The organism is Elusimicrobium simillimum (assembly GCF_049639735.1).
In the GTDB taxonomy this organism is placed as follows: Bacteria; Elusimicrobiota; Elusimicrobia; order Elusimicrobiales; family Elusimicrobiaceae; genus Elusimicrobium; species Elusimicrobium simillimum.
This window is the reverse complement of record NZ_JBEVVA010000003.1, coordinates 1,803,147-1,825,249: the sequence shown is the minus strand read 5'-3', so window position 1 is coordinate 1,825,249 and position 22,103 is coordinate 1,803,147. Positions and strand designations below refer to the sequence as shown.

18 protein-coding genes are annotated in these 22,103 nt (G+C 45.0%); 11 read left to right on the top strand and 7 right to left on the bottom strand.

Features of this window, described 5'->3' with window-relative positions; genetic code table 11:
• Positions 1 to 17 precede the first annotated feature (17 nt).
• From glmS to AAIR98_RS09260, 4 genes are read left to right on the top strand one after another with little or no spacing between them, the layout of a single operon-like run.
• Complete coding sequence (gene glmS, locus AAIR98_RS09275; protein ID WP_423971913.1) at positions 18 to 1,862, top strand: glutamine--fructose-6-phosphate transaminase (isomerizing); 1,845 nt, start codon at positions 18 to 20, stop codon at positions 1,860 to 1,862.
• Positions 1,862 to 2,212 carry a holo-ACP synthase gene (acpS, locus tag AAIR98_RS09270; protein WP_423971912.1) on the top strand — a complete coding sequence of 117 codons (351 nt, stop codon included), beginning with the start codon at positions 1,862 to 1,864 and terminating at the stop codon, positions 2,210 to 2,212. Before glmS ends, acpS begins: the two co-directional genes overlap by 1 nt.
• Positions 2,209 to 3,075 (top strand): NAD(P)H-hydrate dehydratase, encoded by an 867-nt coding sequence (locus AAIR98_RS09265; RefSeq protein ID WP_423971911.1) that lies wholly within the window; start codon positions 2,209 to 2,211, stop codon positions 3,073 to 3,075. The genes acpS and AAIR98_RS09265 overlap by 4 nt, the downstream gene beginning before the upstream one ends.
• Positions 3,076 to 3,084: 9 nt before the next feature.
• Positions 3,085 to 3,969, top strand: a complete 885-nt coding sequence (locus AAIR98_RS09260; protein WP_423971910.1) for an alpha/beta hydrolase — start codon at positions 3,085 to 3,087, stop codon at positions 3,967 to 3,969.
• Positions 3,970 to 4,262: 293 nt separating this feature from the next.
• Here AAIR98_RS09260 and AAIR98_RS09255 read toward each other — a convergent pair whose 3' ends face one another.
• Positions 4,263 to 5,831, bottom strand: a complete 1,569-nt coding sequence (locus AAIR98_RS09255) for a serine/threonine-protein kinase (protein WP_423971909.1) — start codon at positions 5,829 to 5,831, stop codon at positions 4,263 to 4,265.
• 119 nt (positions 5,832 to 5,950) lie between these two features.
• On the opposite strand from AAIR98_RS09255, the gene AAIR98_RS09250 reads away from it, so the two are divergent.
• Positions 5,951 to 7,180 carry an ABC transporter permease gene (locus AAIR98_RS09250; RefSeq protein ID WP_423971908.1) on the top strand — a complete coding sequence of 410 codons (1,230 nt, stop codon included), beginning with the start codon at positions 5,951 to 5,953 and terminating at the stop codon, positions 7,178 to 7,180.
• 4 nt (positions 7,181 to 7,184) lie between these two features.
• The gene (locus AAIR98_RS09245; RefSeq protein ID WP_423971907.1) at positions 7,185 to 7,850 is read left to right on the top strand and encodes an ABC transporter ATP-binding protein; all 666 of its coding nucleotides are present in this window, start codon (positions 7,185 to 7,187) and stop codon (positions 7,848 to 7,850) included.
• A gap of 497 nt (positions 7,851 to 8,347) precedes the next feature.
• Here the strand turns inward: AAIR98_RS09245 and AAIR98_RS09240 are convergent, their stop codons facing one another.
• Both AAIR98_RS09240 and AAIR98_RS09235 read right to left on the bottom strand, forming a co-directional pair.
• Positions 8,348 to 9,025: a mechanosensitive ion channel family protein gene (locus AAIR98_RS09240; RefSeq protein WP_423971906.1), complete on the bottom strand. Its 678-nt coding sequence runs from the start codon at positions 9,023 to 9,025 to the stop codon at positions 8,348 to 8,350.
• Between the two features lie 54 nt (positions 9,026 to 9,079).
• Positions 9,080 to 10,135, bottom strand: coding sequence for a glycosyltransferase family 4 protein (locus tag AAIR98_RS09235; RefSeq protein ID WP_423971905.1), 1,056 nt, complete (start codon positions 10,133 to 10,135; stop codon positions 9,080 to 9,082).
• A 42-nt stretch (positions 10,136 to 10,177) separates the two neighbouring features.
• On the opposite strand from AAIR98_RS09235, the gene AAIR98_RS09230 reads away from it, so the two are divergent.
• From AAIR98_RS09230 to AAIR98_RS09220, 3 genes are read left to right on the top strand one after another with little or no spacing between them, the layout of a single operon-like run.
• Positions 10,178 to 10,771, top strand: coding sequence for an XTP/dITP diphosphatase (locus AAIR98_RS09230; RefSeq protein WP_423971904.1), 594 nt, complete (start codon positions 10,178 to 10,180; stop codon positions 10,769 to 10,771).
• Positions 10,772 to 10,829: 58 nt separating this feature from the next.
• Positions 10,830 to 11,087, top strand: a complete 258-nt coding sequence (locus AAIR98_RS09225; protein WP_423971903.1) for a hypothetical protein — start codon at positions 10,830 to 10,832, stop codon at positions 11,085 to 11,087.
• 5 nt (positions 11,088 to 11,092) lie between these two features.
• Complete coding sequence (locus AAIR98_RS09220) at positions 11,093 to 11,773, top strand: hypothetical protein (protein ID WP_423971902.1); 681 nt, start codon at positions 11,093 to 11,095, stop codon at positions 11,771 to 11,773.
• Here the strand turns inward: AAIR98_RS09220 and AAIR98_RS09215 are convergent, their stop codons facing one another.
• Together AAIR98_RS09215 and glgP are read right to left on the bottom strand one after the other, a co-directional pair.
• Positions 11,774 to 12,220 carry a tRNA (cytidine(34)-2'-O)-methyltransferase gene (locus AAIR98_RS09215; RefSeq protein ID WP_423971901.1) on the bottom strand — a complete coding sequence of 149 codons (447 nt, stop codon included), beginning with the start codon at positions 12,218 to 12,220 and terminating at the stop codon, positions 11,774 to 11,776.
• 205 nt (positions 12,221 to 12,425) lie between these two features.
• On the bottom strand, positions 12,426 to 14,978 hold the full coding sequence (gene glgP / locus AAIR98_RS09210; RefSeq protein ID WP_423971900.1) for an alpha-glucan family phosphorylase: 2,553 nt from the start codon (positions 14,976 to 14,978) through the stop codon (positions 12,426 to 12,428).
• Positions 14,979 to 15,204: 226 nt separating this feature from the next.
• Here glgP and AAIR98_RS09205 point away from each other — a divergent pair, with 226 nt between their 5' ends.
• Positions 15,205 to 16,728 carry an AbgT family transporter gene (locus AAIR98_RS09205; protein ID WP_423971899.1) on the top strand — a complete coding sequence of 508 codons (1,524 nt, stop codon included), beginning with the start codon at positions 15,205 to 15,207 and terminating at the stop codon, positions 16,726 to 16,728.
• A 125-nt stretch (positions 16,729 to 16,853) separates the two neighbouring features.
• The gene (locus tag AAIR98_RS09200) at positions 16,854 to 17,339 is read left to right on the top strand and encodes a type IV pilin protein (protein ID WP_423971898.1); all 486 of its coding nucleotides are present in this window, start codon (positions 16,854 to 16,856) and stop codon (positions 17,337 to 17,339) included.
• 50 nt (positions 17,340 to 17,389) lie between these two features.
• On the opposite strand, the gene AAIR98_RS09195 is transcribed toward AAIR98_RS09200, so the two are convergent.
• On the bottom strand, positions 17,390 to 18,091 hold the full coding sequence (locus tag AAIR98_RS09195) for a class I SAM-dependent methyltransferase (protein WP_423971897.1): 702 nt from the start codon (positions 18,089 to 18,091) through the stop codon (positions 17,390 to 17,392).
• 107 nt (positions 18,092 to 18,198) lie between these two features.
• Positions 18,199 to 21,918 (bottom strand): ATP-binding protein, encoded by a 3,720-nt coding sequence (locus tag AAIR98_RS09190; RefSeq protein ID WP_423971896.1) that lies wholly within the window; start codon positions 21,916 to 21,918, stop codon positions 18,199 to 18,201.
• Positions 21,919 to 22,103 lie beyond the last annotated feature (185 nt).

Below are 22,103 nucleotides of genomic sequence, written 5' to 3'. Positions count from 1 at the left end.
AATTTTGAGAGGTTTTTATGTGCGGTATAATAGGTTACGCGGGCGCAAGACGCGGCGCTGATTATGTGATAGAAGGTCTTAAAAATTTGGAGTACCGCGGGTACGATTCCGCCGGTATAGCGTCTATAGAGGATGGCGCCTTAAAGCGCCTGCGCGCCCCCGGTAAAGTAAAAGCGCTTGAGGACGTTCTTAAAAAGGCTGGGTTTAAAGGCACCACCGCCATCGGCCACACACGCTGGGCCACGCACGGCAGACCAAGCGAATCTAACTCCCACCCGCATACAGATTGCAGCGGCCGCCTGGCCGTAGTGCACAATGGTATTATTGAAAACTATTTAACGCTTAAAGAAGAACTTAAAAAGAAAAAACATATTTTCAAATCAGAGACAGACACAGAAGTTGTCGCCCACCTTATAGAAGAAAATCTTAAAACGGTTAAAGACGGCTCCACCCAATACAAACTGCTTACCGCAGTACAAAAAACAATCAAACAAATTACAGGCGCATTCGCCATAGGCGTAGTGTGGGCAGACGCGCCGGACACTATTATAGGCGTGCGTAAGCAAAGCCCGCTTGTGGTCGGCATAGGCAAAGGTGAAAACTTTATAGCGTCTGACGTTACGGCGTTTTTAAGACACACCAACAAAGCGGTGTTTTTAGAAGATAACGAAGTCGTCGCCATTACACCCCAAGGCGCCATAATTTACGGCGAAAACGGCAAAGCCAGAAGGCCCGAAATTACCAAAATTAAATGGAGTAATAAGCAAGCCGAAAAAGGCGGCTACGCGCACTTCATGCTTAAAGAAATACATGAACAGCCCGAAGCCGTTGCCGACACCTTGCGTTTTGGCGTGGAAGACATGGCGGACGTATTTGGCATGACAAAGCGTGAAGCCAAAGAAATTAAAAACATACAAATAGTAGCCTGCGGCACCGCGTACCATGCGGGGCTTACCGCAAAGTATTTTATAGAAAAATACGCGGACATACCCGTCAGCGTTGACTTCGCTTCAGAATATAAATACCGCCACGTGCCCAAAGCGGACGGTACTTTAGTAGTGGCTATCAGCCAGTCTGGCGAAACGGCCGATACTATTGCCGCCGTTAAAAAAGCGCAGGAACTTAAATTTAAAACTTTTGCCGTATGCAATGTGCTGGGTTCAACCTTAACACGCATGGCGGACCATACTTTTTACACCCGTTGCGGGCTGGAAATAAGTGTGGCCTCAACCAAAGCGTTTACCAGCCAGCTGGCCGCGTTGTACGGCTTCGCCTTGTTTTTGGGCCGCGCCAACGGCAATATGACCGCAGAGGATTTTGCCAAATTAACAAAAGAATTTTTTGCCTTGCCAAGACTACTGGACGCCGCTATAACAGCGCTTGATAAACCTGTCAGGCGTTTGGCCAGAAAAGTTTATAAAGAAAAAACTTTTGTATTTTTAGGCAGAGGCGTTAACTACCCTATCGCGCTTGAGGGCGCTTTAAAACTTAAAGAAATTTCTTACCTGCACGCAGAGGGGTTCCCCGGAGGGGAAATAAAACACGGGCCTATCGCGATTATAGACAAACGCGTGCCCGTTATAGCATTAGTACCCAAAGACGATTTGTTTGAAAAAATGCTTTCCGCCTGTGAGGAAACAAAGGCGCGTGGAGCGCGCGTAATAGCGGTAACAAACTACGCGGGCGTAAAAGGTTTACACGGTAAAATAACAGACACTCTTACTATACCCGACGCCAGCGCGTTTTTAAACCCCGTGCTTAACGCCGTGGTGGTACAATTTTTTGCTTATTACGTAGCCAAACTCAGAAAGTGCGAGATAGACCAGCCAAGAAATTTAGCCAAAAGCGTAACGGTGGAATAATGGAAATAATAGGCATAGGCACAGATATTGTAGAAGTACAAAGAATAGCGGAATTTGCCGAAAACTCCGCCGCGCTTATACGTATTTTCAGCGAGGCTGAAATAGACTATTGTCTCAGCAAAAAAAACCGTTATGAACATTTTGCCGTACGTTTCGCCGCTAAAGAGGCCGTGTATAAAGCGCTGCCTTTTGACGGGGTAGCACTCAAAAAAATTGAAGTGCATAACGAGTGCACCGGTGCGCCTATAATAGTATTTGACGACCCGCGGGCAAAAGACCTGGATATTAAAATTTCTCTTTCACACACCAAAAAGTACGCCACCGCCGTCGCATTAATAACCAAAAAATGAAAATTATAACAAAAGATTTTGTTAAGTCAAATTTCCCCAAAAGGCCTGCTGAGAGCAGCAAGGGCACATTCGGCCGTGTGCTTTGCGTATGCGGTAGCACTAATATGATGGGCGCGGCGTTGTTATGCGCACGCGGTATTTACGCGGCCGGGGCTGGTTACGTTACTATGGTTGTGCCTGAGGAAGAAAAGGATATGGTGTTTTCCACATTGCCCGAGGCCGTGCTTCTGCCGCTTGAAAACAACCAAGAAATTACACAAATAAAAAATTTAACCGCTGACCAAAAACAGGACGTTATGGTTATGGGTTGCGGATTGGGAACTGACGCCGCCAAATATGTGCCCGGTTTAATTAGCACGCTTGATTTACCTTTAGTGTTGGACGGCGACGGGTTAAATGCCTTAGCGGGATTAAAAGAAAAATTTAAATTTAATATGCCCGCCATACTCACGCCGCACCCGCTGGAAGCCGCCCGTTTAATAGACGGAGAAATACCAAAAGACGACGCCCAGCGTGAGCAAATGGCAAAACAAATTTCCGCCAAATACAACGCAGTATGCGTGCTTAAAGGCGCGCGCACAATTGTGGCGTACGGCGGTGATACGCTGGTAAACGAAACAGGTTCATCCGCCTTAGCCAAGGCCGGCACCGGCGACGTTTTGGCAGGGCTTACGGCGGGTATTTGGGCGCAGCTTGGCAAAGCGAACGTATTTGATATTAAAACAGCTTTTAACGCCGCCGCGTGCGCTGTTTATCTTCATGGTTTGGCCGGGGACAAAGCGGCGGCGGATATGAGCGACTACAGCGTAATGGCGTCTGACTTAAATAAATATATAGGAATTTCAATCAAGGAAATATTATAAAATTAAAATATGAATATCATTATTATACTTATTATTTTGCTTATCATAGTTTGTGTGGCTGCCGTTTATTTAATTTATAAACAAAGTGTTGCTGTGCTGGAGCCTGTTTATAAAAGAAAGCCGGTAGTTATTTTCCCGGACCAATTTAAATTACCCTTTGAGCAAATTTCTTTTAAATCCACAGACGGCATCCCGTTAAAAGGCTGGTTTGTACCCGCCGAAAACAGCGACAAAACGCTTTTCCTTTTACACGGCTGGGGCCAGAACAGGGGCGATATTTTAAAATATACCGCCTATTTACATGACCTTGGTTTTAACCTAGTATATTTTGATTTTAGGGCGATGGGCGAGTCCGGCGGTAAAGTTAATTCTATAGGTTACTTAGAAACTAAAGATTTAGAAGGCGCTATAAAATATATGAAGGACACCCGGCCCGCTAAATGCGCCTCCATAGGCCTTTACGGTATTAGCATGGGCGGCACGGTGGCTATTTACACGGCCGCTAAAAACAAAGAAATTAAGTGTGTAGTGAGTGAGGCCGCCTACTACTCTTTTAACCGTGTGGTAGCGCGCTGGGCGTGGATTAATAAGCGCGTGCCGTATTTCCCGGTAATACCTTTGGTGCTTTACTTTATACGCCGCAGGCTTGGCTTTGACCCGCAGTATTACAGCCCGGCCTATAACATAGCAGGACTCGCGGGCAGGCCTATTTTTATTATTCACGGCCGCCACGATAACCTGGTGCCGGCAGTTAATGCCACTTACCTTTATAAGAACGCCAAGGAGCCTAAAGAGTTGTGGATTATCCCGGGCGCCAAGCATAACCAGAGCGCGGAAGTAGGCGGCGAGGAATATCGCTACAGGTTGGCCCAATTTTTCACCAAGAATATGTAAATAAAAAACCTGCTTACACAGCAGGTTTTTTTGTATACCCTCTCCCTCTTAGGGGATAGCGTAGCATGCAGATATCAAGCTGTAGAGGAAGTGAGCGAAGCGAGCAGGTGAGGGTGATATACACAAATATTTTGTTGTAAAATTTAAATTGAAACTCTTGTTTTATAACAGCAGTAATACCCTCACCTGCTTTTTTGCAAGCTGCTGCGCAGCAAACAACGCAAAAAAACTTCCTCTCCCCTAAGAGGGAGAGGAAAATGAGTATTGTTTAAGCGGGGAGTTTTTTTGCTAAGTTAAATATGCTTGGGTCTTGGTTGTTCGGCCAGCGGCTCAATCTTGCTGAGCCTTGTCCAGAACTCGTCTATAGACTGTATTCTTTGTGTAGGGTCTTCTTTAAGCGCGTCTGAGAGCAGCGCGTCAACTTCCACAGGTATAAACGGCACAATCTTTGACGGCGGTACTACGCGTTTATTAGCTATGTCAAAGCCCGCCACGCTCCACGGTACCTGGCCGACCAGTGACTCGTAAAGGCATACGCCAAGCGAGTACACGTCAGACTGCTTTTTCATAAAACCTTTCTGCTGTTCTGGCGCCATGTAAGCGGGGGTGCCGGCCACGGTTCTTGCGCCGTTGTCGCCCTCTACCACTTTTTTGGCTACGCCAAAGTCCATGACTTTCGCGTTAGAGCCGTCTGTAATCATAATATTGCCGGGCTTTAAATCGCAGTGTATAATATCCTGCGCGTGCGCGTAATGCAGGCCGCGGCAAACGGATTCAAACAAAACTTTGCACTCAGAAAACGGTATAAAACCGTCTATATCCAGTCTGGTTTCCAGCGTTTGCCCGTCCACATATTCAAACACAAGGTACAGGCTGTTGTCAGATTCTATAACAGTATAAATCTCAACAATATTAGGGTGGCGGAGCAACGCTACCATTCTGGCTTCTGACAAAAACTGTTCTCTTACATAATTGCTGCGCACAAGTTCGGGGCGTACGCGCTTTATGGCAACGCGGCGTTTTAATACTTTGTCGTAAGCCTCGTACACTTTGCCCATGCCGCCCTCGCCAATTTGGCGGGTAAAATTGTATTGCTCTTTAATGTCAATTTTTTTAGCGCCGCTGGGTGAAGAGCCTGATTTAGCGGGGTAACGGAAATAAACAAAAGCGCATATTACAGCCAGTACGGCTATAAAATAAATTATCCACCAGCGTATTGTTTCAAGCCTTTTTGTTTTCTCGGCCGCCGCTGTATCCGCCGCTACTTTAGCGCCGGGGGTGGCGGGGGGTTGCGCGGTTGGCTGCGGCCTGGCGCTTACTGTGGTTGGCGCGCCTGCTTTGGCGTCGTCAATAAGCTTTTTAATAAGTTTGGCTTTGTTTGAGTTGGGGTTAATTTTAAGAGATTTTTCTATGTCAATAGAAGCTTTATCAAGCTCACCTTTTTTATAGTAAGCGCCGCCTCTTATTGTAAAACCTCTAGAGTCTGAGGGGGACATTCCTATAACTTCACTGGCGTGGTAAACAGCGTTGTCCCACTGCGCCGTGCCTTCATAGGCTTGTGCCAAAAGTAAATTAAAACGCGGCGTATTTTTTCCTTCAGCCACAAGAGAGTTTATTCTTGAAATAACATTGTTGTATTGTTTTTTTGAAATTGCTTCTCTAAGAGAGGACAGTTCGTCCTCCATATTAAACGCCGCGGTGGTTTTAGCGGCGGCCGCTGTTGCCCCGGCGGAGGCTTCTTCCCCGGAAAATGTTCCGCCCACTTTTATAGGGGCCGCAACTTCGGGGCGCCCCTGCGCTAAAAGCGGCAGTGCCGTAATTAAAAAAGCCGATAATATAAATAGTTTAATTTTTAAACGCATATTCTAATCTTATTAAAAACTGGTCTTTTACGCAATATAAAATAACATCATTATTCTAATATAACAAATTATTACGTATTATTTTTAAAGTCTGCCCTCGCAAATTGTATAATATAACAATGGGATTTGAACTTTTTGTAGCTAAACGTTATCTTTTTGCCAAACGTAAGGGCATTTTTGCCCTCGTCACCACTATTATTGGCGTGGCCGGTGTGGCGGTGGGCGTTGCGGCGCTTATTACCACGCTTGGCGTTATGACAGGCTTTCAAACCGATATCAAAAATAAAGTCATAGGCGCGCAAAGCCACATTTTAGTTGCCGGCCATATGACGCGTGAAGAATATTCCCAAAAAATAAAAGAAATAGAACAACTGCCCGGCGTAATAGCCGCCGCGCCCAATATAATGGGACAGGCTATAATAAACCATGACAATGCCTCTATGGGTGTAATGCTGCGCGGGCTGGACCCTGAACTTGAGGGTAAAATAAATAATCTCAACACGTCTTTTGAAGCGGGCTCTTACACGGCTGTTAAGCGCGTGGGCGAGGCCGCCGCGCCTGCCGCCATTGTGCTGGGGGCGGAGCTTGCCACAAGCTTGCGTTTGTGGGTGGGGGATGACGTGGTTTTAATTTCACCGTCTTCCATAGCCGCCAGCGCCGCTATGGTGCCTAAAATGAAAAAGTTTAGAGTGTCCGGCATTATTAAGACGGGTTATTACGAGTTTGACACAAGCATAGTCTATACAAACCTAAAAGACGCGGGCGAGTTTTTGGACTTGCCGGACGGGGCGGACGCGTTGTCTGTAAAACTTGAAAATATTGATAAAGCGGATAAAATTGCCAAGCTTATTAAACCGCTTTTTAGTGACGCCTACACCGTGCGTACTTACGCGGAAATGAACTCCACTTTATACGCCGCCTTAAAGCTGGAAAAAGTTGTCATGTTTATTATTCTATCTTTAATAATTTTGGTGGCGGCTTTAAACATAGCGTCTAACTTAATTTTGTTGGGCACAGAAAAAATAAAAGACATAGGCATACTGCGCGCCATGGGCGCGAAACCGGTAAGCATACTGCGTATTTTTATATTAGAAGGTATGCTGATAGGTGTGTTTGGCATAATATGTGGTATTGTACTGGCGCTTGGGCTGTGCTGGGTTATAGCGTCTTCGGGCTTATTTGAGCTGCCGGGCGACATTTACTATATAACCAAAATACCTGTAATACTTGAAGTAAGCGATATTATAAAAGTAGTTTGCGGCACGGTGGCGTTATGCTTTTTGGCCGCGCTTTACCCAGCGGTGCGCGCCTCGGCCGTGGTACCTACCGAAGCTATAAGAAACGGATAATAATATGAAAATACTTGAAATTAAAAACTTAACAAAAATCTACGGCCAAGGCACAGAAGACCTGCATGTTCTGCAAGATGTAAACCTTGAGGTAAAAAAAGGCGAATTTATTGTTTTGGTAGGGCCCAGCGGTTCCGGTAAAAGCACGCTGCTTAATATGATAGGCATGCTTGATACGCCTACATCGGGCAGTATAGTTTTTGACGGTAAAGAGTTGACTAAACTTTCGGAGAACCAAAAATCCGCCATGCGCCTTAAAAGAATGGGTTTTGTATTTCAGTTTGACGGCCTGCTGCCTGATTTTACGCTTATAGAGAACGTAAATATGCCTGCCATTATGGCCGGTAAAAAAAGAGACGGTAAGGCTAAAGAACTGCTGGCGTCGTTTGGTTTAGAAAAGATGGCTGATAAAATGCCGTCGCTTCTTTCCGGCGGTGAAAAGCAGCGCGGCGCCGTGGCCCGCGCTATGCGCAATAACCCCGCTTTAATTTTGGCCGACGAGCCTACCGGCAATTTAGACGCCCATAAAAAAGCTTTTGTGTTTGAAGATTTTGCCAGACTTGCCAAAAGCGGCATTACCATAATTATGGTAACGCATGACCTGCAGGCGGTTAATTACGCTGATACGGTTTATACTATGGATGATGGCAAATTAGTAAAAACGAAATAAAAGCTTTTTTCGCTTCGCGTCTTCCAGATTGCGCTCACGGTGTTCGCTTGGGTTTCATCAGCGGTAAAGAATTTCTTCGGCTTTTGGCAGATTTTTTATTTTTTCCTCCTCACCGTAGCTCCGCTACTTGAATATCGTCGGAAGAAAATAAAAAATCTACTCAAAATCCTGTGAAATTCGCCTCTATAACAGCATTTTATAACTACTTAACTGCACTTGTTTTGTTCTCCTCCCCCTCTTAGGGGGAGGAAGTTTTTTTGCGTTGTTTGCTGCAAAGCAGCATGCAAAAAAGCAGGTGAGGGTATTTCTGCTGTTATTAATTAAAATTTTCAAGTTAAGCTTTACAGCAATATGTTTGTGTGCATCACCCTCACCAAGCCCGCCTTTGGCGTTGGCCTCCTCTACATCTTGATATATGCATGCTACGCTATCCCCTAAGAGGGAGAGGAAAACAAAAAAATCCCCGCCGGGTTGGCGGGGATTTTTGTTTGTGAGTTTTATTTTTTGTTTACTGAGTTTTTTATAAATTCTGCCACAGTGTCTTTGGCGCCAAGGCCTACCGCTATGCCAAACGCTAAACCCATAGAGGCCAAGAGTACCAAAATAACATTGTTAACCAGTTTTGTTGCTACGCCCAGGTTTTCTAGGGCGATAAGCGCGGTGAACAGTACCATAAAAGCTTCTACGCCTTTGGCTACTATCAGGCCGCCGCCAAGGTTGTTGGCTTTTGAAGAGTTTTCAATAATGTTGCCCAAAAACTTGCCAAATAAAAGCCCGGCGAACAGTATAAGTATGGATACAAAAAGTTTAGGCAGGAAAGCTAAGAATTTTTCTAACAATATCTGCACGTCGTTAAGGTTTAACGCTTTTGCGGCGTAGATAATGGCGATTATCATTACAACCCAAGAGAGTACAAAGGCCAAAATATGAGTGGGGCTTTTGCCAAAGCCGAAGCGTACGCACATTTCGTTAATGCCTACTTTAGAGGTGCGAGAGTCAAAATCTATTTTATTTAAAACTTTTTTAACATATGTGTTTACCAGGCGGGAAAGGTAGAGGCCCACTACTAAAGCCAGTAAAGCAAGACAGATATGGCCGACTATTGTAAGTAACTCCCAGCCCATGGTTTTGATCTGGGGGGTTATTGTTTCTATAAATTTTGTCCAGGTGTTCATAACATCTCCTTTTTAGGTATTAATTAATTCTATGATATTTTGCATGGGTGCGGATTAGTTTTTAAATAAAAATTCATATGCGTCTATATATTTTTGCAGGCTGAATCTTTCCGTAACCTCAGCGGTGGCCTGGGCGCACTGGGTGCGCAGGGGAGTGTTTTTAATAAAATCTTTTATTGCTCTTGCCAGCGCGTCCGCGTTTAAATCAGTGACAAGCACGCCGTCCTCGCCGTCGCGTATTATAACGTTGGGGCCTGTTTCACAGTCAAAGGCTACGGGCGGTACGTTCCAGCTCATGGCCTCGCACAGCGCAAGCGGAAAGCCCTCAGAGCGGGAGGATAATACAAAGATATCGGCGTTTTTATATACCGCCGCAATATTGTGGTAAGAACCCGCTAAAGTTACTTTGCTTTCCAGGTTCGCTGTTTGTATGATGTCTTGCAGTTCGCTCAGCTGCGGCCCCTCGCCCACTATGCTGAGGTGCCAGTCGGGTTCCGTTTTGGCAACCTCGGCCCAGGCGTTTATAAGTATATCAAAACCTTTTTGGCGTACCAGGCGGCCTACGGCTACAGCGTTGAGAGACGGCTTCATAAACGGCGGCAGCACGTCTTCTTCAAGTTCCGGTTTTATAGCGGGGTTATAAATAACCTCACAACGGCTTTTAAATTTAAGGCGGTTAAATGTTATGCGGTCACGCTCGGATAAAAAAACGCAGGCGTGCGCCTTGTTTAATACAAAACGTTTTGTAAAAGTAAGCGTTTCTGTATTTAATACAAGGTGTTCTACAAAAATTGTTTTTATGCCCAGTATTATGCCTATGAGAGAAGCGTTGAACATCATGTGCGATATAAGCACGTCCGGCAATATGCCTAGCAGTGTTTTTGCAACATAAGCCGCCACGCGTGCTCTGTGCCAAAAGGAGGCATGCACGTGCGGCAGGTTAAGGTGTACACGGTTAACCTCTGGCGGTACTGTGTAAAAATCAGGTTTATTATAGGCGGTTAGTATAGTAACGTTATGGCCGTTTTTGGCAAATTCACGGGCCTGCAGTACGGCCAGTCTTTCCGCACCGCCCATGGCAAGTGTTGGTATAGCTATTACTATTTTCATATACTAGAATTATATAATAGATTCCACTTTTTTAGGGGTAATATGAAAATAGTAATAGCCACGGAAAACCAAAATAAAGTGCGCGAGTTAGAAGAAATACTGCACGCCGAAAACCTGACGGGGATAGAGTTTTTAACTTTAAAAGACTTCCCCGGTTTTACGCTGCCTGAAGAGACGGGCACAACTCTTGAGGAAAACGCTATAATAAAGGCCGTCGCCGCCGCTAAATTTACCAAGCTGCCCGCGTTGGCCGATGATACCGGCCTGGAAGTAGACGCGCTTAACGGTATGCCCGGCGTGATAAGCGCCCGCTACGCGGGCGCGGGTAAAAGCGCGGAAGACAACAACAGAAAACTGCTCTCAGATCTTGACGGCATACCGCTTAAAAAGAGGACCGCGCGTTTTAAAACAGTTGCTTGTTACGCCAAGCCTGACGGGGGAATTAGCACAATTGAGGGTATATTAGAGGGATTTATAGGGGAAAAGTATAAGGGGACCAACGGCTTTGGTTATGACCCGCTGTTTATAGTAAAAGACGCAGGTAAAACTTTGGCCGAAATGACCGCGGAAGAAAAAAATAATATCAGCCACCGCAAAAAAGCATTTTCGCTTATGGTTAAATCTTTAAAAGCTTAGGATGTTTTTCTCCCTTTACGAAAGGGAGAAAAATTTTTAAAAATGTTATCATGAGAATATGAAGAAGATAATTATACCGCTTTCTGCTTTTTTACTCTTCGCCTGTAACCCTTTACAGACGTATAAGCCCGATATGGACAAACTGGTTACCTTTGAAACAGGCGGCCAGGCCATGGCCGAAGAGGGGCGCACGCAGCCTTACATAGCCATATATACAAAAGACGATAAAAAACTTATTTATGTTGCCGAAAAGCATTATGACATGGCAAGCCTGCAAATGATACAACACTCTTTTGATACCTATGCCCCCAAGTAGCCGTGGTGGAATTTAGAAGAGAATGGAAAACTGCCAATAAATGCGATAAGTTTGGCGGTGTCTACGCCGCTTTTGAAGCGCAAAAGCGCGGTATTCCCGTAGTAAAGGCGGACCTGGCGCGTGAGGACGTTTTAAAAACTTTAGTGCTGGATAAAAAACTGTACAGCTATTACGATTTCCAAGGCAGGTGGATGATAAACAACGCCAAAAGCGCCCAAATGTTTTTTGGCGACACGCCAAACGCTGAGCAACAGGTAAGAGATTTTAAAGCAACAAGGTACAATTCTAAATTTGGCGCGATGTTTACGGTAAAAGATTTTGAAAATTGGTTTTTAGAAAATTTTGATATGGAGTTTGCTAAAACGGACCTTGTTACTTTTACCGCTAATAATAAACTTAACTATCCGTCGTCAAAAGGCTACATAACCAACCGCCTTAGCGAGGACGAAGACTTTCACGCCAGAGACCCTTTTATGCTTAAAAATATCGCCGCCGCCCTTAACCGCTATGACACTGTGCTTGCCGTATTTGGCGAGGGCCACTACGTTGCACAGGCGTCCGTACTGCAAGATATGCTTGGCAGCCCGCAGTATATAACAGAAGTTGACCCGCTTATAAACACAGGTATGAACAAGTGTAAAAAGGAAATATTACCGGTAAAAGGCGTTAAGTTGGTAAACTGGTAGCTACCTGTTTTGGCGCAGCGCCTCAAATAGTGCTACGCCCGCGCTTGTAGACAGATTGAGAGACCTTACCGGCCCGCCCATGGGAATGTGATACAGCTTTTCACGGTAGGTCTCGTAAATTTCTTTAGGAAACCCCGCCGATTCACAGCCGAATATAAGATAACTGTTTTTGGGGAAGTTAATGTCCCAAAGGCTTTTTTCACCTTTGGTAGAAAAGAAAAACATATTTTCTGTATTATCTACAGTCGCTAAAAACTCTTCAAAATCTTTATATGTTTTATATTTAAGGTTGGCCCAATAGTCCAGCCCGCTGCGCCGTATTTCTTTATCTTCAATTTTAAAACCCAGCTTGCCCACCAAATGCAAAACGGAGTTTGTGGCAACGCAGCTGCGGCCTATGTTGCCCGTGTTAAAAGGTATTTCTGGGTTGATTAATACTATGTTCATGGTTAGTTGATATATAAGGCACTTTATTTTATAACGGCACTTATTAACGGCGCCCGTCTTCGCTTTGCTACGACGCGGCAAAGTTCGTACCTCACTCATTAAATCCCTCCCCGGCTGTGCCGGTACTCCCTTTACGAAAGGGAGAAAGGGGGGGTATACGTAACAACAAAGGGCGGGGGAACCCCCGCCCTTATTATTTAAATAATTAGTTTTCCCAGCGTATAAACAGCGGTGTGTACTGGTTAGGTACGTTGGGGATATTGGGCATTACACGTATGGAATAATCCTGCCTGCCGCTGTTCTGGGGCACGTAGTTTATTTCATAAATATAAGCGTCGCCTTCCATATCAACGTGCTGCATGTTGGTAAGTTGGCCTGATATAATATCGCCCGTTGTGCCGCGTACGCCAAGCAGTAACTGCACGTTAACGTTTTCAGGCTTTAAAGCGCCTAAGAATACTCTGGCCCTTATTTTCATAGAGTCGCCTATCTTAAGTTCTGTTTCCAGTTTGGGGCTGATGTCTGTTATAGACACACGGTACCAGTTGGAAGCTATGGCTACTCTCTGGGTGGAAATTTCCGCCAGTTTGCCCTCTTGGCTTAAGAGGTTAAAGAAGTAATGCGCTTTGGTGTAAAACTTGTCATAGTATTCGCGTACCATGCGGTGCGTGTTAAACACAGGGGCGATTGTTTTGACAGATTTCTTCATATAGCCAATCCATGTGTTGGGTATGCCGTTGGCGTCTTTATCATAATAAGTAGGCGCAATTTCCTGCTCTATAATGTTATACAAAGCTTCGGATTCTACAAAATCTCTTTCAGCGTCTGTCTTATAGTTTTCAATGCCGCCTATTGACCAGCTAAAGTCGCACGGGCCCACTTCGTCCCACCAGCCGTCCAGTACAGACAGTGTTAGCGCGCCGTTTAAGGCGGACTTCATGCCGCTGGTGCCGCTGGCTTCTAAGGGGCGGATGGGGTTGTTCATCCATACGTCCACGCCTTGTACCATGTAGCGGGCCAGGTTCATGTTATAGTCTTCTACAAAAATTAACTTGCCGGCAAAGCGGGGGTCATTTTGTATATTAGCTATGTATTTAATAAACTCTTTACCCGCCGTGTCAGCCGGGTGGGCTTTACCCGCGAATACAAATTGTACCGGGCGGTCGGGGTTATTGACTATGCGGTCCAATCTTTCTAAATCTCTAAACAAAAGGTTGGCGCGTTTGTATGTGGCAAAGCGGCGCGCGAAGCCTATTGTAAGTTTATCCGCGCTCAGTATTTTGCCCGCTTTGTTTATCAAAGTATCGTCTGCGCCCTGGCGTTTAAGCTGGTGTTTAAGGCGCTTTCTGGCTGTGTCTATAAGCTTTTCTTTTCTTATATTATGTACTTGCCAGAATTCATTATTGGGAATATTGTCTATGCCGGCCCATGTTTCGGCTTTGGTAATGTCGGTATGGTTAATATCCGCGCCGTTAAAGCTGTATTTTTGGTACAGCTCTGCGTTTTCATGGCTTATCCAGCTGGCGCTGTGTATGCCGTTGGTAATGCTGGTTATAGGCACTTCCTGCACGGGTAATGTGGGCCAAACTTTTTCCCACATTTCGCGCGACACTCTGCCGTGTAAGGCTGATACGCCGTTAAGGTAGGCGGCCAATTTTAACGCTACCACTGTCATACAGAAGGTGGGGGCATTGGGTTCATCTTTACCTATAGCTACAAAGTCTTCCCAGTTAAGGCCCATTTTCTGCGCGTAAACTTCCATGTATTTGCGTACTAAAGCGGGGTCAAAATGTTCATTGCCGGCTATAACAGGCGTGTGGGTTGTAAATACTGATGTTGCCCAAACCACGTCGCACGCTTGCTGGTAGGTAAGTTTGTGTTCCGTCATCATGTCTATGATTCTTTGGAACAGTAAGAAGGCGGAGTGCCCCTCGTTAATATGGTAAACGGTGGGGGTAATGCCCATGGCTTTAAGCGCTTTTACGCCGCCTATGCCAAGCACAACTTCCTGGCGTATTCTGTTTTCTCTGTCACCGCCGTAAAGAGATTCTGTTATAACACGTTGCTCAGGCGTGTTTTCCTGTAAATTTGTGTCTAAAAGGTAAAGCTTGGTTACGCCTACAGATACTGCCCAGACGCCGGCGTAAATAATTTCTTTGCCTAATTCTATAGCTATTTTAAGCTCGCCGCCGTTGGCGTCTTTCACGCGCTCAACAGGCATATGTGCCCAGTCGTTCTCCGGGTACTCTTCGTTTTGCCAGCCGTCGCGGTTTAAAACCTGCTTTACGTAGCCTCTCTGGTAAAATAAACCTACGCCGATTAACGGCATCCCCAGGTCGCTTGCGCTTTTAATATGGTCTCCCGCTAGCATGCCCAGGCCGCCGGAATATATGGGCAGGCCCTCGCCTATGCCAAACTCCATAGAGAAATAGGCTGTTAAAAAGTTATGTTCCTGTTCTTTTTTATTTTGTTTGTACCAAAAGTCGGTCTCTTTGTATTTGTAAAAAAGGTCTTTTACATAGTTAAGGTGGGCCAGAAAGTCAGCGTCTTTGCTTATTTCTTCAAGCCTGCTTTGGTCAATAGTACCCAAAAACCATTTGGGATTGCGTTTGCTCTTGCTCCATAGTTTTGGGTCTATTTTGTAAAACAGGTATATTGCCTGCCAGTTCCAGCTGAACCACATGTTGTCGGCAAGTTCTTCTAAAAATTTAATGTTCTCAGGTAAGTTAGGTTGTACGGTAATAGAATGGATTTTCATCTTCACACCCCTTTTTGAATTATCTTTATTACCTTAATTATATAAAAATTGGCAGTAAAAAGCCCCTTTATATTACCGCCGTAGATTAAGCGTAAAAACTACCGTGTGTATTTTAGTTAACACAGGGTAGGTTTTTGCGTATTTAAAAATACAAAAAGTTAGTTTTCCTTGAAAAAAAGGCAAAAAATAAGGTACCCTATAGAGTATTTTCTTTTTGGAGGTCTTGATGGAACAAACTCAAACTAAACAAAGCTTAGTCTTTAAGTTCCTTAATATAATTGAAGTTGTTGGTAATAAACTTCCCCACCCGGTAGTACTTTTTGCGGGTATGGCGCTGTTAGTAATACTGCTTTCCTGGCTACTTGCTATATTTGGCGTAGAAGCGCTGCACCCCTCAACAGGCAAAGTAATCCCCGTAGTTAACCTTGTAAGCGCGCATGGCTTACAGTTAATCCTTACAAAAATGGTAACCAATTTTACAGGCTTTGCCCCCTTGGGCACCGTGCTTGTGGCCCTTATGGGTATAGGCATAGCCGAACACAGCGGCCTTATGAGAGTGGTGCTGCGCACAATAGTGCAGGCCGCGCCTAAAGCTTTAATTACCATGATAGTTGTATTTTGCGGCGTTCTTTCCAATACCGCAAGTGAAATAGGCTACGTACTTTTAGTGCCGCTGGGCGCTATTATTTTTATGTCGGTGGACAGGCACCCTATAGCGGGTTTGGCCGCGGCTTTCGCCGGTGTATCGGGCGGCTACAGCGCCAACTTGCTGCTTGGCACTATTGACCCGCTGCTTGCCGGCCTCTCACAGGAAGCAGCCAGGATTTTGCCTGAATATATTGAATACACTGTAAGCCCAGCCTGTAACTATTATTTTATGTTTGTATCCACATTCTTTATAACCTTGGCCGGTACTTTTGTAACTGAGAAGATTGTGGAACCCCGCCTGGGTAAATACACAGGTGAAAAAGACGAACACCTGGAAGCCCTTACTAAAGAAGAAAAACGCGGCATGATATGGGCGGCTGTTGTAAGTGTAATATGTATAGTACTGCTGGTTTTGTCTGTACTGCCGGAAAACGGCATTTTAAGAGGCCCCGGCGGCAGTGTGCTAAAATCGCCTTTTATGAACTCTATAGTAGCGTTTATCTTCATAATACCGGGTTTAGCCGGTATAGCTTACGGCTTGGGCGCAGGTGTTATTAAAAACGAGAGCACTGTTGTAGGTTATATGTCTAAATCTATGGGAACACTGGCCAGTTATATGGTGCTGGTATTTTTTGCTGCGCAATTTGTGGCGTATTTTAACTGGACTAACCTTGGCCTTATATTCGCTATTAAGGGCGCTAACGCTTTGCAGTCTATGAGCATGCACCCCATACTTTTAATGACAATATTTATACTTTTGTCGGCCGCCATAAACCTGTTTATGGGCAGCGCCAGCGCGAAATGGGCTATTATGGCGCCTGTTTTCATACCTATGTTTATGCTGCTGGGCTATACGCCCGAGGCCACGCAGGCCGCTTACAGAATAGGCGACAGTGTTACTAATATAATATCTCCCATGATGTCATACTTCGCCATGATTTTGGCTTTCTTTAATAAGTATGATAAGAACGCCGGTATAGGCACTATGGTGTCTACCATGATACCGTATTCAATAGTATTCCTTATTGTGTGGACAATATTATTTGCCATATGGGTAATAGTTGGACTGCCGTTAGGGCCGGGCGTATCGTTCAGATTATAGTTTTAAAATAAAAACACGGCCTTTTAAGACCGTGTTTTTTATTATTAAATTACAATTGCTTGTTGTCAGTTTCAGCTTTTTATTCTGTATAATTAATGTAGTATTTTACACCCAAAGGGAGGAATATGAAAAAAGGTTTTACGCTGATAGAATTACTTGTAGTAGTGCTTATTATAGGCATACTCGCGGCGATTGCGCTGCCGCAATACACCAAAGCGGTGGAAAAGAGCCGCTCGGCCGAAGGGTTGCTGGTAACCAAAAATATTGAGGACGCTATACAAAGATATATTTTGGCAAACGGACTGACCTCAACGGCGGAGTATTTAGATGCTTTGGATATAGATTTAACCGGCGGCACCTGGGACTCGGAAAGCCATACTTATAAAACGAAGAACTTTAACTATGAAATCTCAGTCTCTTCCCCGGTAGCAAGCATTTACACATACAGAATACAGAACGAAAACAAGTTGTATATGTTTTACATACATATTGACGGCGGCGGCACTGTTACAGATAAAATATGTTACACATTTAATACCCCTACCGGGCGCGCTATCTGCAAAGGCGTTGAAAACTCCGGCTATACATATAGAGAAGACGTTTACCCGTAACACAAACTGTTTTATACTAAAAAGCCCCGGCAACCGCCGGGGCTTTTTAATTATTTCTGTACGATTATTGTGCAAACGCAGGATGTGTGTTTGATTATCTTCAACACGTTAAACCCGGTAAACAGAAAGTGGTGCATCATAAGCGAAAGGTCGCTGGGGTTAGAGTGGTAAAGGTCGTGGTAGAAAGCGTCGCGCATGTCCGTCCACTTGGCGCCGTAATACTGTTGGCCCTCTGCCTCAATCATTTCGTGGCGTTCGTCTCTTCTGTGCAGGGCAAAGCTTGTTATAATATCTTCCACCACAAAAATACCGCCCGGCTTTATCCAGTGGCTGGCTTTATGTATAAGCACGCCTTTTTCGTGGTTGTTAAGGTTGCGGATGGCGTTTCTCATTGAAATTTTGTCAAAAGAAGCGGCGTCAAAATGCGCGTCTTGCAGCCAGCCCTCAATCAAAGTTACTTTTTTGGTTTTTTTAAGAGCCTCCGCCGCTAAAGCCAGCTGCTCGCTGCTGCAGTCCAGGCCTACGGCGTTTTTTACTTTAGGCGCGGCCTCGGCTAAAAATGCGCCGTCGCCGCAAGCAAGGTCAAGCAAGGTGTCAGTTTTTTTAAAATCGAAGTATTCTAGGTAAACGTCTTTTTTCGCGATTGGTTTTGCCGCCGGTTTTACTGTTTTTACCGCTTTAGGTTCCTTAACCGCTTTAGCGGGTTTTGCTTCTTTTACTGCACCCTTTTTTGCTGTTTTCTTTTCTGCCATATCACTACCCCCCATTGTTTCTTATATTTTCATTTTACCACTTTGAGAAGAAATAATCCCCTTTGCGAAACAAAAAAAGCCCCGCCAAATGCGGGGCCTTTTTTATATTAGTTATGCGGCAGATATTTGAACAGCACCTCAAATAACCTTTCCATTTCAACAGGTTTGGTTATATGGTCGTTCATACCGTGCTTAAGCGCTTTATCAATATCTTCTTTAAACGCGTTGGCTGTCAGCGCCACTATGGGGACGGTTTTAGCGTCCGCGCGGTCCATATTTCTGATAGACTGCGCCGCTTCATAGCCATCCATATTAGGCATTTGTATGTCCATAAATATAATGTCATACGTGCCGGCGGGTGAGTCTTTAAACTTCTGTACCGCCACCACGCCGTCATCCGCGTGGTCTATGGCTACGCCCGTGGGTTCTAACAGAGATTCCACAATCATGCGGTTGATTTCAACGTCGTCAACCAGCAAGACTTTTTTGCCGTCAAATTTACCTGTGGCGTCGTCGGCCTTTTTCTCTGAAACTTCTTTTGTAATAGTTTCTTTAAACCATGCTTCAAAGGAGAAAACACTGCCGTTGCCAAGCGTACTCTTAACGGCGATGTTGCCGCCGAAAAGCTGCACTATGCGCCTGCTTATTGATAAGCCCAGGCCTGTGCCGCCGTATCTTTTGGCTATTTTACCGTCTGCCTGTTCAAAAGGCTTGAATATATTTTCTATCATGGCTTCGGATATGCCTATGCCGGTGTCCGCAACCGTAAACTCTATAAGAGTTTTATCTTCCTGGCGGCCTTTGTTTGTTACGCGGAAGTCAATCCTACCCAGTTCCGGGGTGAATTTAACGGCGTTGCCAAGCAGGTTAATAAGCACCTGGCGCAACCTAAGTGAATCGCTAAGGAACGTGGGCGGGGTGAAAGAATCCACTGAAACATTAAACGTAATATTCTTTTCATCACAGCGCGGCTTTATAATAGTGGCAACCGTGTTTATAAGTTTGGGCAGGTCTAATATCTCTTCAGATAGTTCTATTTTGCCTGCTTCAATCTTAGAAATATCCAAAATGTCGTTAAGTAAGCCAAGCAAGTGCTGCGAGGAGGACTCTATCTGGTTAACATGAGACTTAACGGTAGGCATTTCCAACTCTGCAGGGTTCATGCCCTCAAGCTTTTTCTGCACAATGTTTGTCAGCCCTATAATAGCGTTCATGGGGGTGCGTATTTCGTGGCTCATACGCGCTAAAAACTCGCCTTTATGCTCATTGGCTCTGTTAGCGTCATTTACAGCCTGTTCCAGGCTAAGCTGCGCTTCACGCAAGTCCTTCTCTATCTGTACGCGGGCGGTAACGTTGCGGGCAAAGCCCAGCACGCCAACCAACGTGCCGTTAGCGTCATATATAGGAGTGCGGACGGAGTCAAGTATTTCCTCGTGTTTGTCGGAGAATATAATTTTTTCTTCTGTATATAAAGGCGCTTTTGACTCAATTGCCGCCATATCGTTTTTGGTAAATTCCTGCGCGATTTCAGGCGGGAACATCTCCGCGGCGGTATGGCCGGTAAACGCTTCTTTAGGTTTGTTGGAAATAGCGGCGTAACGCGGGTTAACCGTAAGATATTTACCTTTAGCGTCCTCATACCAAATAAGGTCGGGGGAGGCTGAAAATACTTTGTCAAGCAGTATTCTCTGTTCTTCAATTTTGTTTCTTTCCAAAAGCATTTCGGTAACGTCGTTAGTTACAACGATATACCCTATTTTTTCGCCTTGTTTATTAAGGAAGTAGTTTGCCGTGCCTCTTACGTAACGGCCGCTGTTTTCAACATAATAAATTTCGGCTTCACGCTCATGTTGCAATGCTGTGATAGGGCAGTATTTTGACCCCACAGGATAAACGCTGTTTTGTGTGTAGGATGTGCCAACAACCTCAGCCAGTGTTTTTTGCGCAAGCGCTAAGGCCTGGTCATTCATATAAATAATGTTGAGGTTCATGTCTGTAATGCTAAGCGGGTTTTTAACACTGTCAACAATACTGTCGGCCATGTCGTCAAAGGAATCCGCTAATTGGCCAAACTCGTCCTTAACAGGGGCGTTAAAGCGGAACTGCCTTTCACCTGCTCTAAAGCGTGATACGCCGCTGATAAGCCTGGTAATGTTATCCATAAGCGTCCAGGCCAGCCATATTGCTATTAAAACCACTACTAAAATAAGCAGCGCTGTTGTAATAATAAGCTGGAAGAATGTTTGGGTAAGGTTTTTTTCAATAGTGCCCACAAGTTTAAGTTCCGTGTCTTTGGCTGGGCGGGTAAAGTCCTCCAACCCGGCGCCTATGGCGACAAACGCGAAGCCGCGCTTAGAATAACCATTTTCAGCCGACGGCGCGTACTGGCCAGTGTAGTAGGGTATGGCGGCGGCTGTGGTAAGTTTATATAAACCGCTCCATAAAATATAGAAAGAGCCGGAACCGCCGTCTCTGGTTAAGTCCATCCAGCCTGTGCACTGCGGCGCGTTGTTAAGGTAGCGGCAGTCAAGGCCTACCAGACCTGCTTTAGTAAGAGCGAGGGCGGGCTTCTTTTCCCTAGACTGATGGTCAAAAGTCGGCCAGTCTTTTACAAAATCCGTCCATTTTTTTACGTCTGACTTTTGCCACGCTTCGTAGATGGAAGACTCCAGCCATGGTATTTCAGGCTCGCCCGTTTCTGGGTCAAAACCCACTATGGAATGGTGCCTGGGGTGGCAGATGCTGCGGCCTTTATAATCCCAAATAAAAGAGTAGTTGCCGTCATAAGCGTCCGGCAGTTCTGTATATCGTTCGTTCATGGGTGTGTTATGGTCAACATACTCCATAATATGGTCATGATTAAGCGCGAAGGTTACGTAGCCTTTAATTTTACCGTCTGCGCCGGTAACCGGGGTGGCCCAGCGTACTATCCCCTCAAAGCGCACGCCGTTGGGGTTTTCCATGCCGGCGTAAGACTGTTCCTCAGGCTTGTAGGGTATGTCATAGCCGCGGTCTTTAGCGGCTTTTTCTACAATTTTAGGTGTGTACATGCCTATATAGTTGGACTTTGTGTACGCGCCTATAACGTCAGAAACAAAAATCTCGCCGGGTTTTAATTTTTTAAGTTTAGGAAAATGTGTTTCGGCCTTTATATAAGTGTTAAGCCTGTTGGAAATATTCTTTTTAACCGGGCTTAGTGGGTAACGTGTTTTAGTAGTGTTGGGGGTTGTTACTTTAACAACCTCGTTACCGTCAAGATCTATGAAGGCAACCTCATCATAAAGCGGCACTTCTTTATATTTAAAATGGTCCGGGTAACGGTAGTGAAAGCCGTCTCTGTCATTATTTTCTTTGTTGGTGGACACGCCTTCTTCATTTTCTATGGGCTCTCTGTCCGCTTCCACCCAGGACATGCCGTCGTCAGCCAGTTTCCACTTGCCTCTTACTATAACTTTACCCACTCTGTTTTCTATAAAAGCGCGGTAGTTTTCCTGGGTAGGCTGGACTTTGGAAAGATATAGTATCTCGCTGTCACGTTCATATAAAAATTTAGCCACGTCGCCGGCGGTGTCTGTGGTCATGCGTTCAATGTTTTCGGTGGCGCTGCTGTTAAGGGCGGCGGTAGAATCGCTAACCGCGATATCTCTAAGAGAGTCGCCAAGTATGTTCATCTGCCTCCAGGCAATGGCGGTAAGCAGTACCAGCGGAATTACTTTTACTACCAGAAATATGATGATAAGTTTTGTTCTCATGCCAAGGCCGAACCTGTTAAGCAAGTTGTCCATCAGCAAGTTAAAATAACCTTGAAAGCGTTTTAATCCCATCATAGCGGTTTCTCCATAGACACAATATAATTATAAATTATATTAAATAATAAAAATCAGAGTGATATATATTTTATAATATAAATGTGATATATTTACAGGATTTACTTTTACCCCTGAATATAGTTTAATAAACTGTCACTTACGGTTAAAACAACAGGCAGTAAGACAGTATTGGCGTTTTTAAC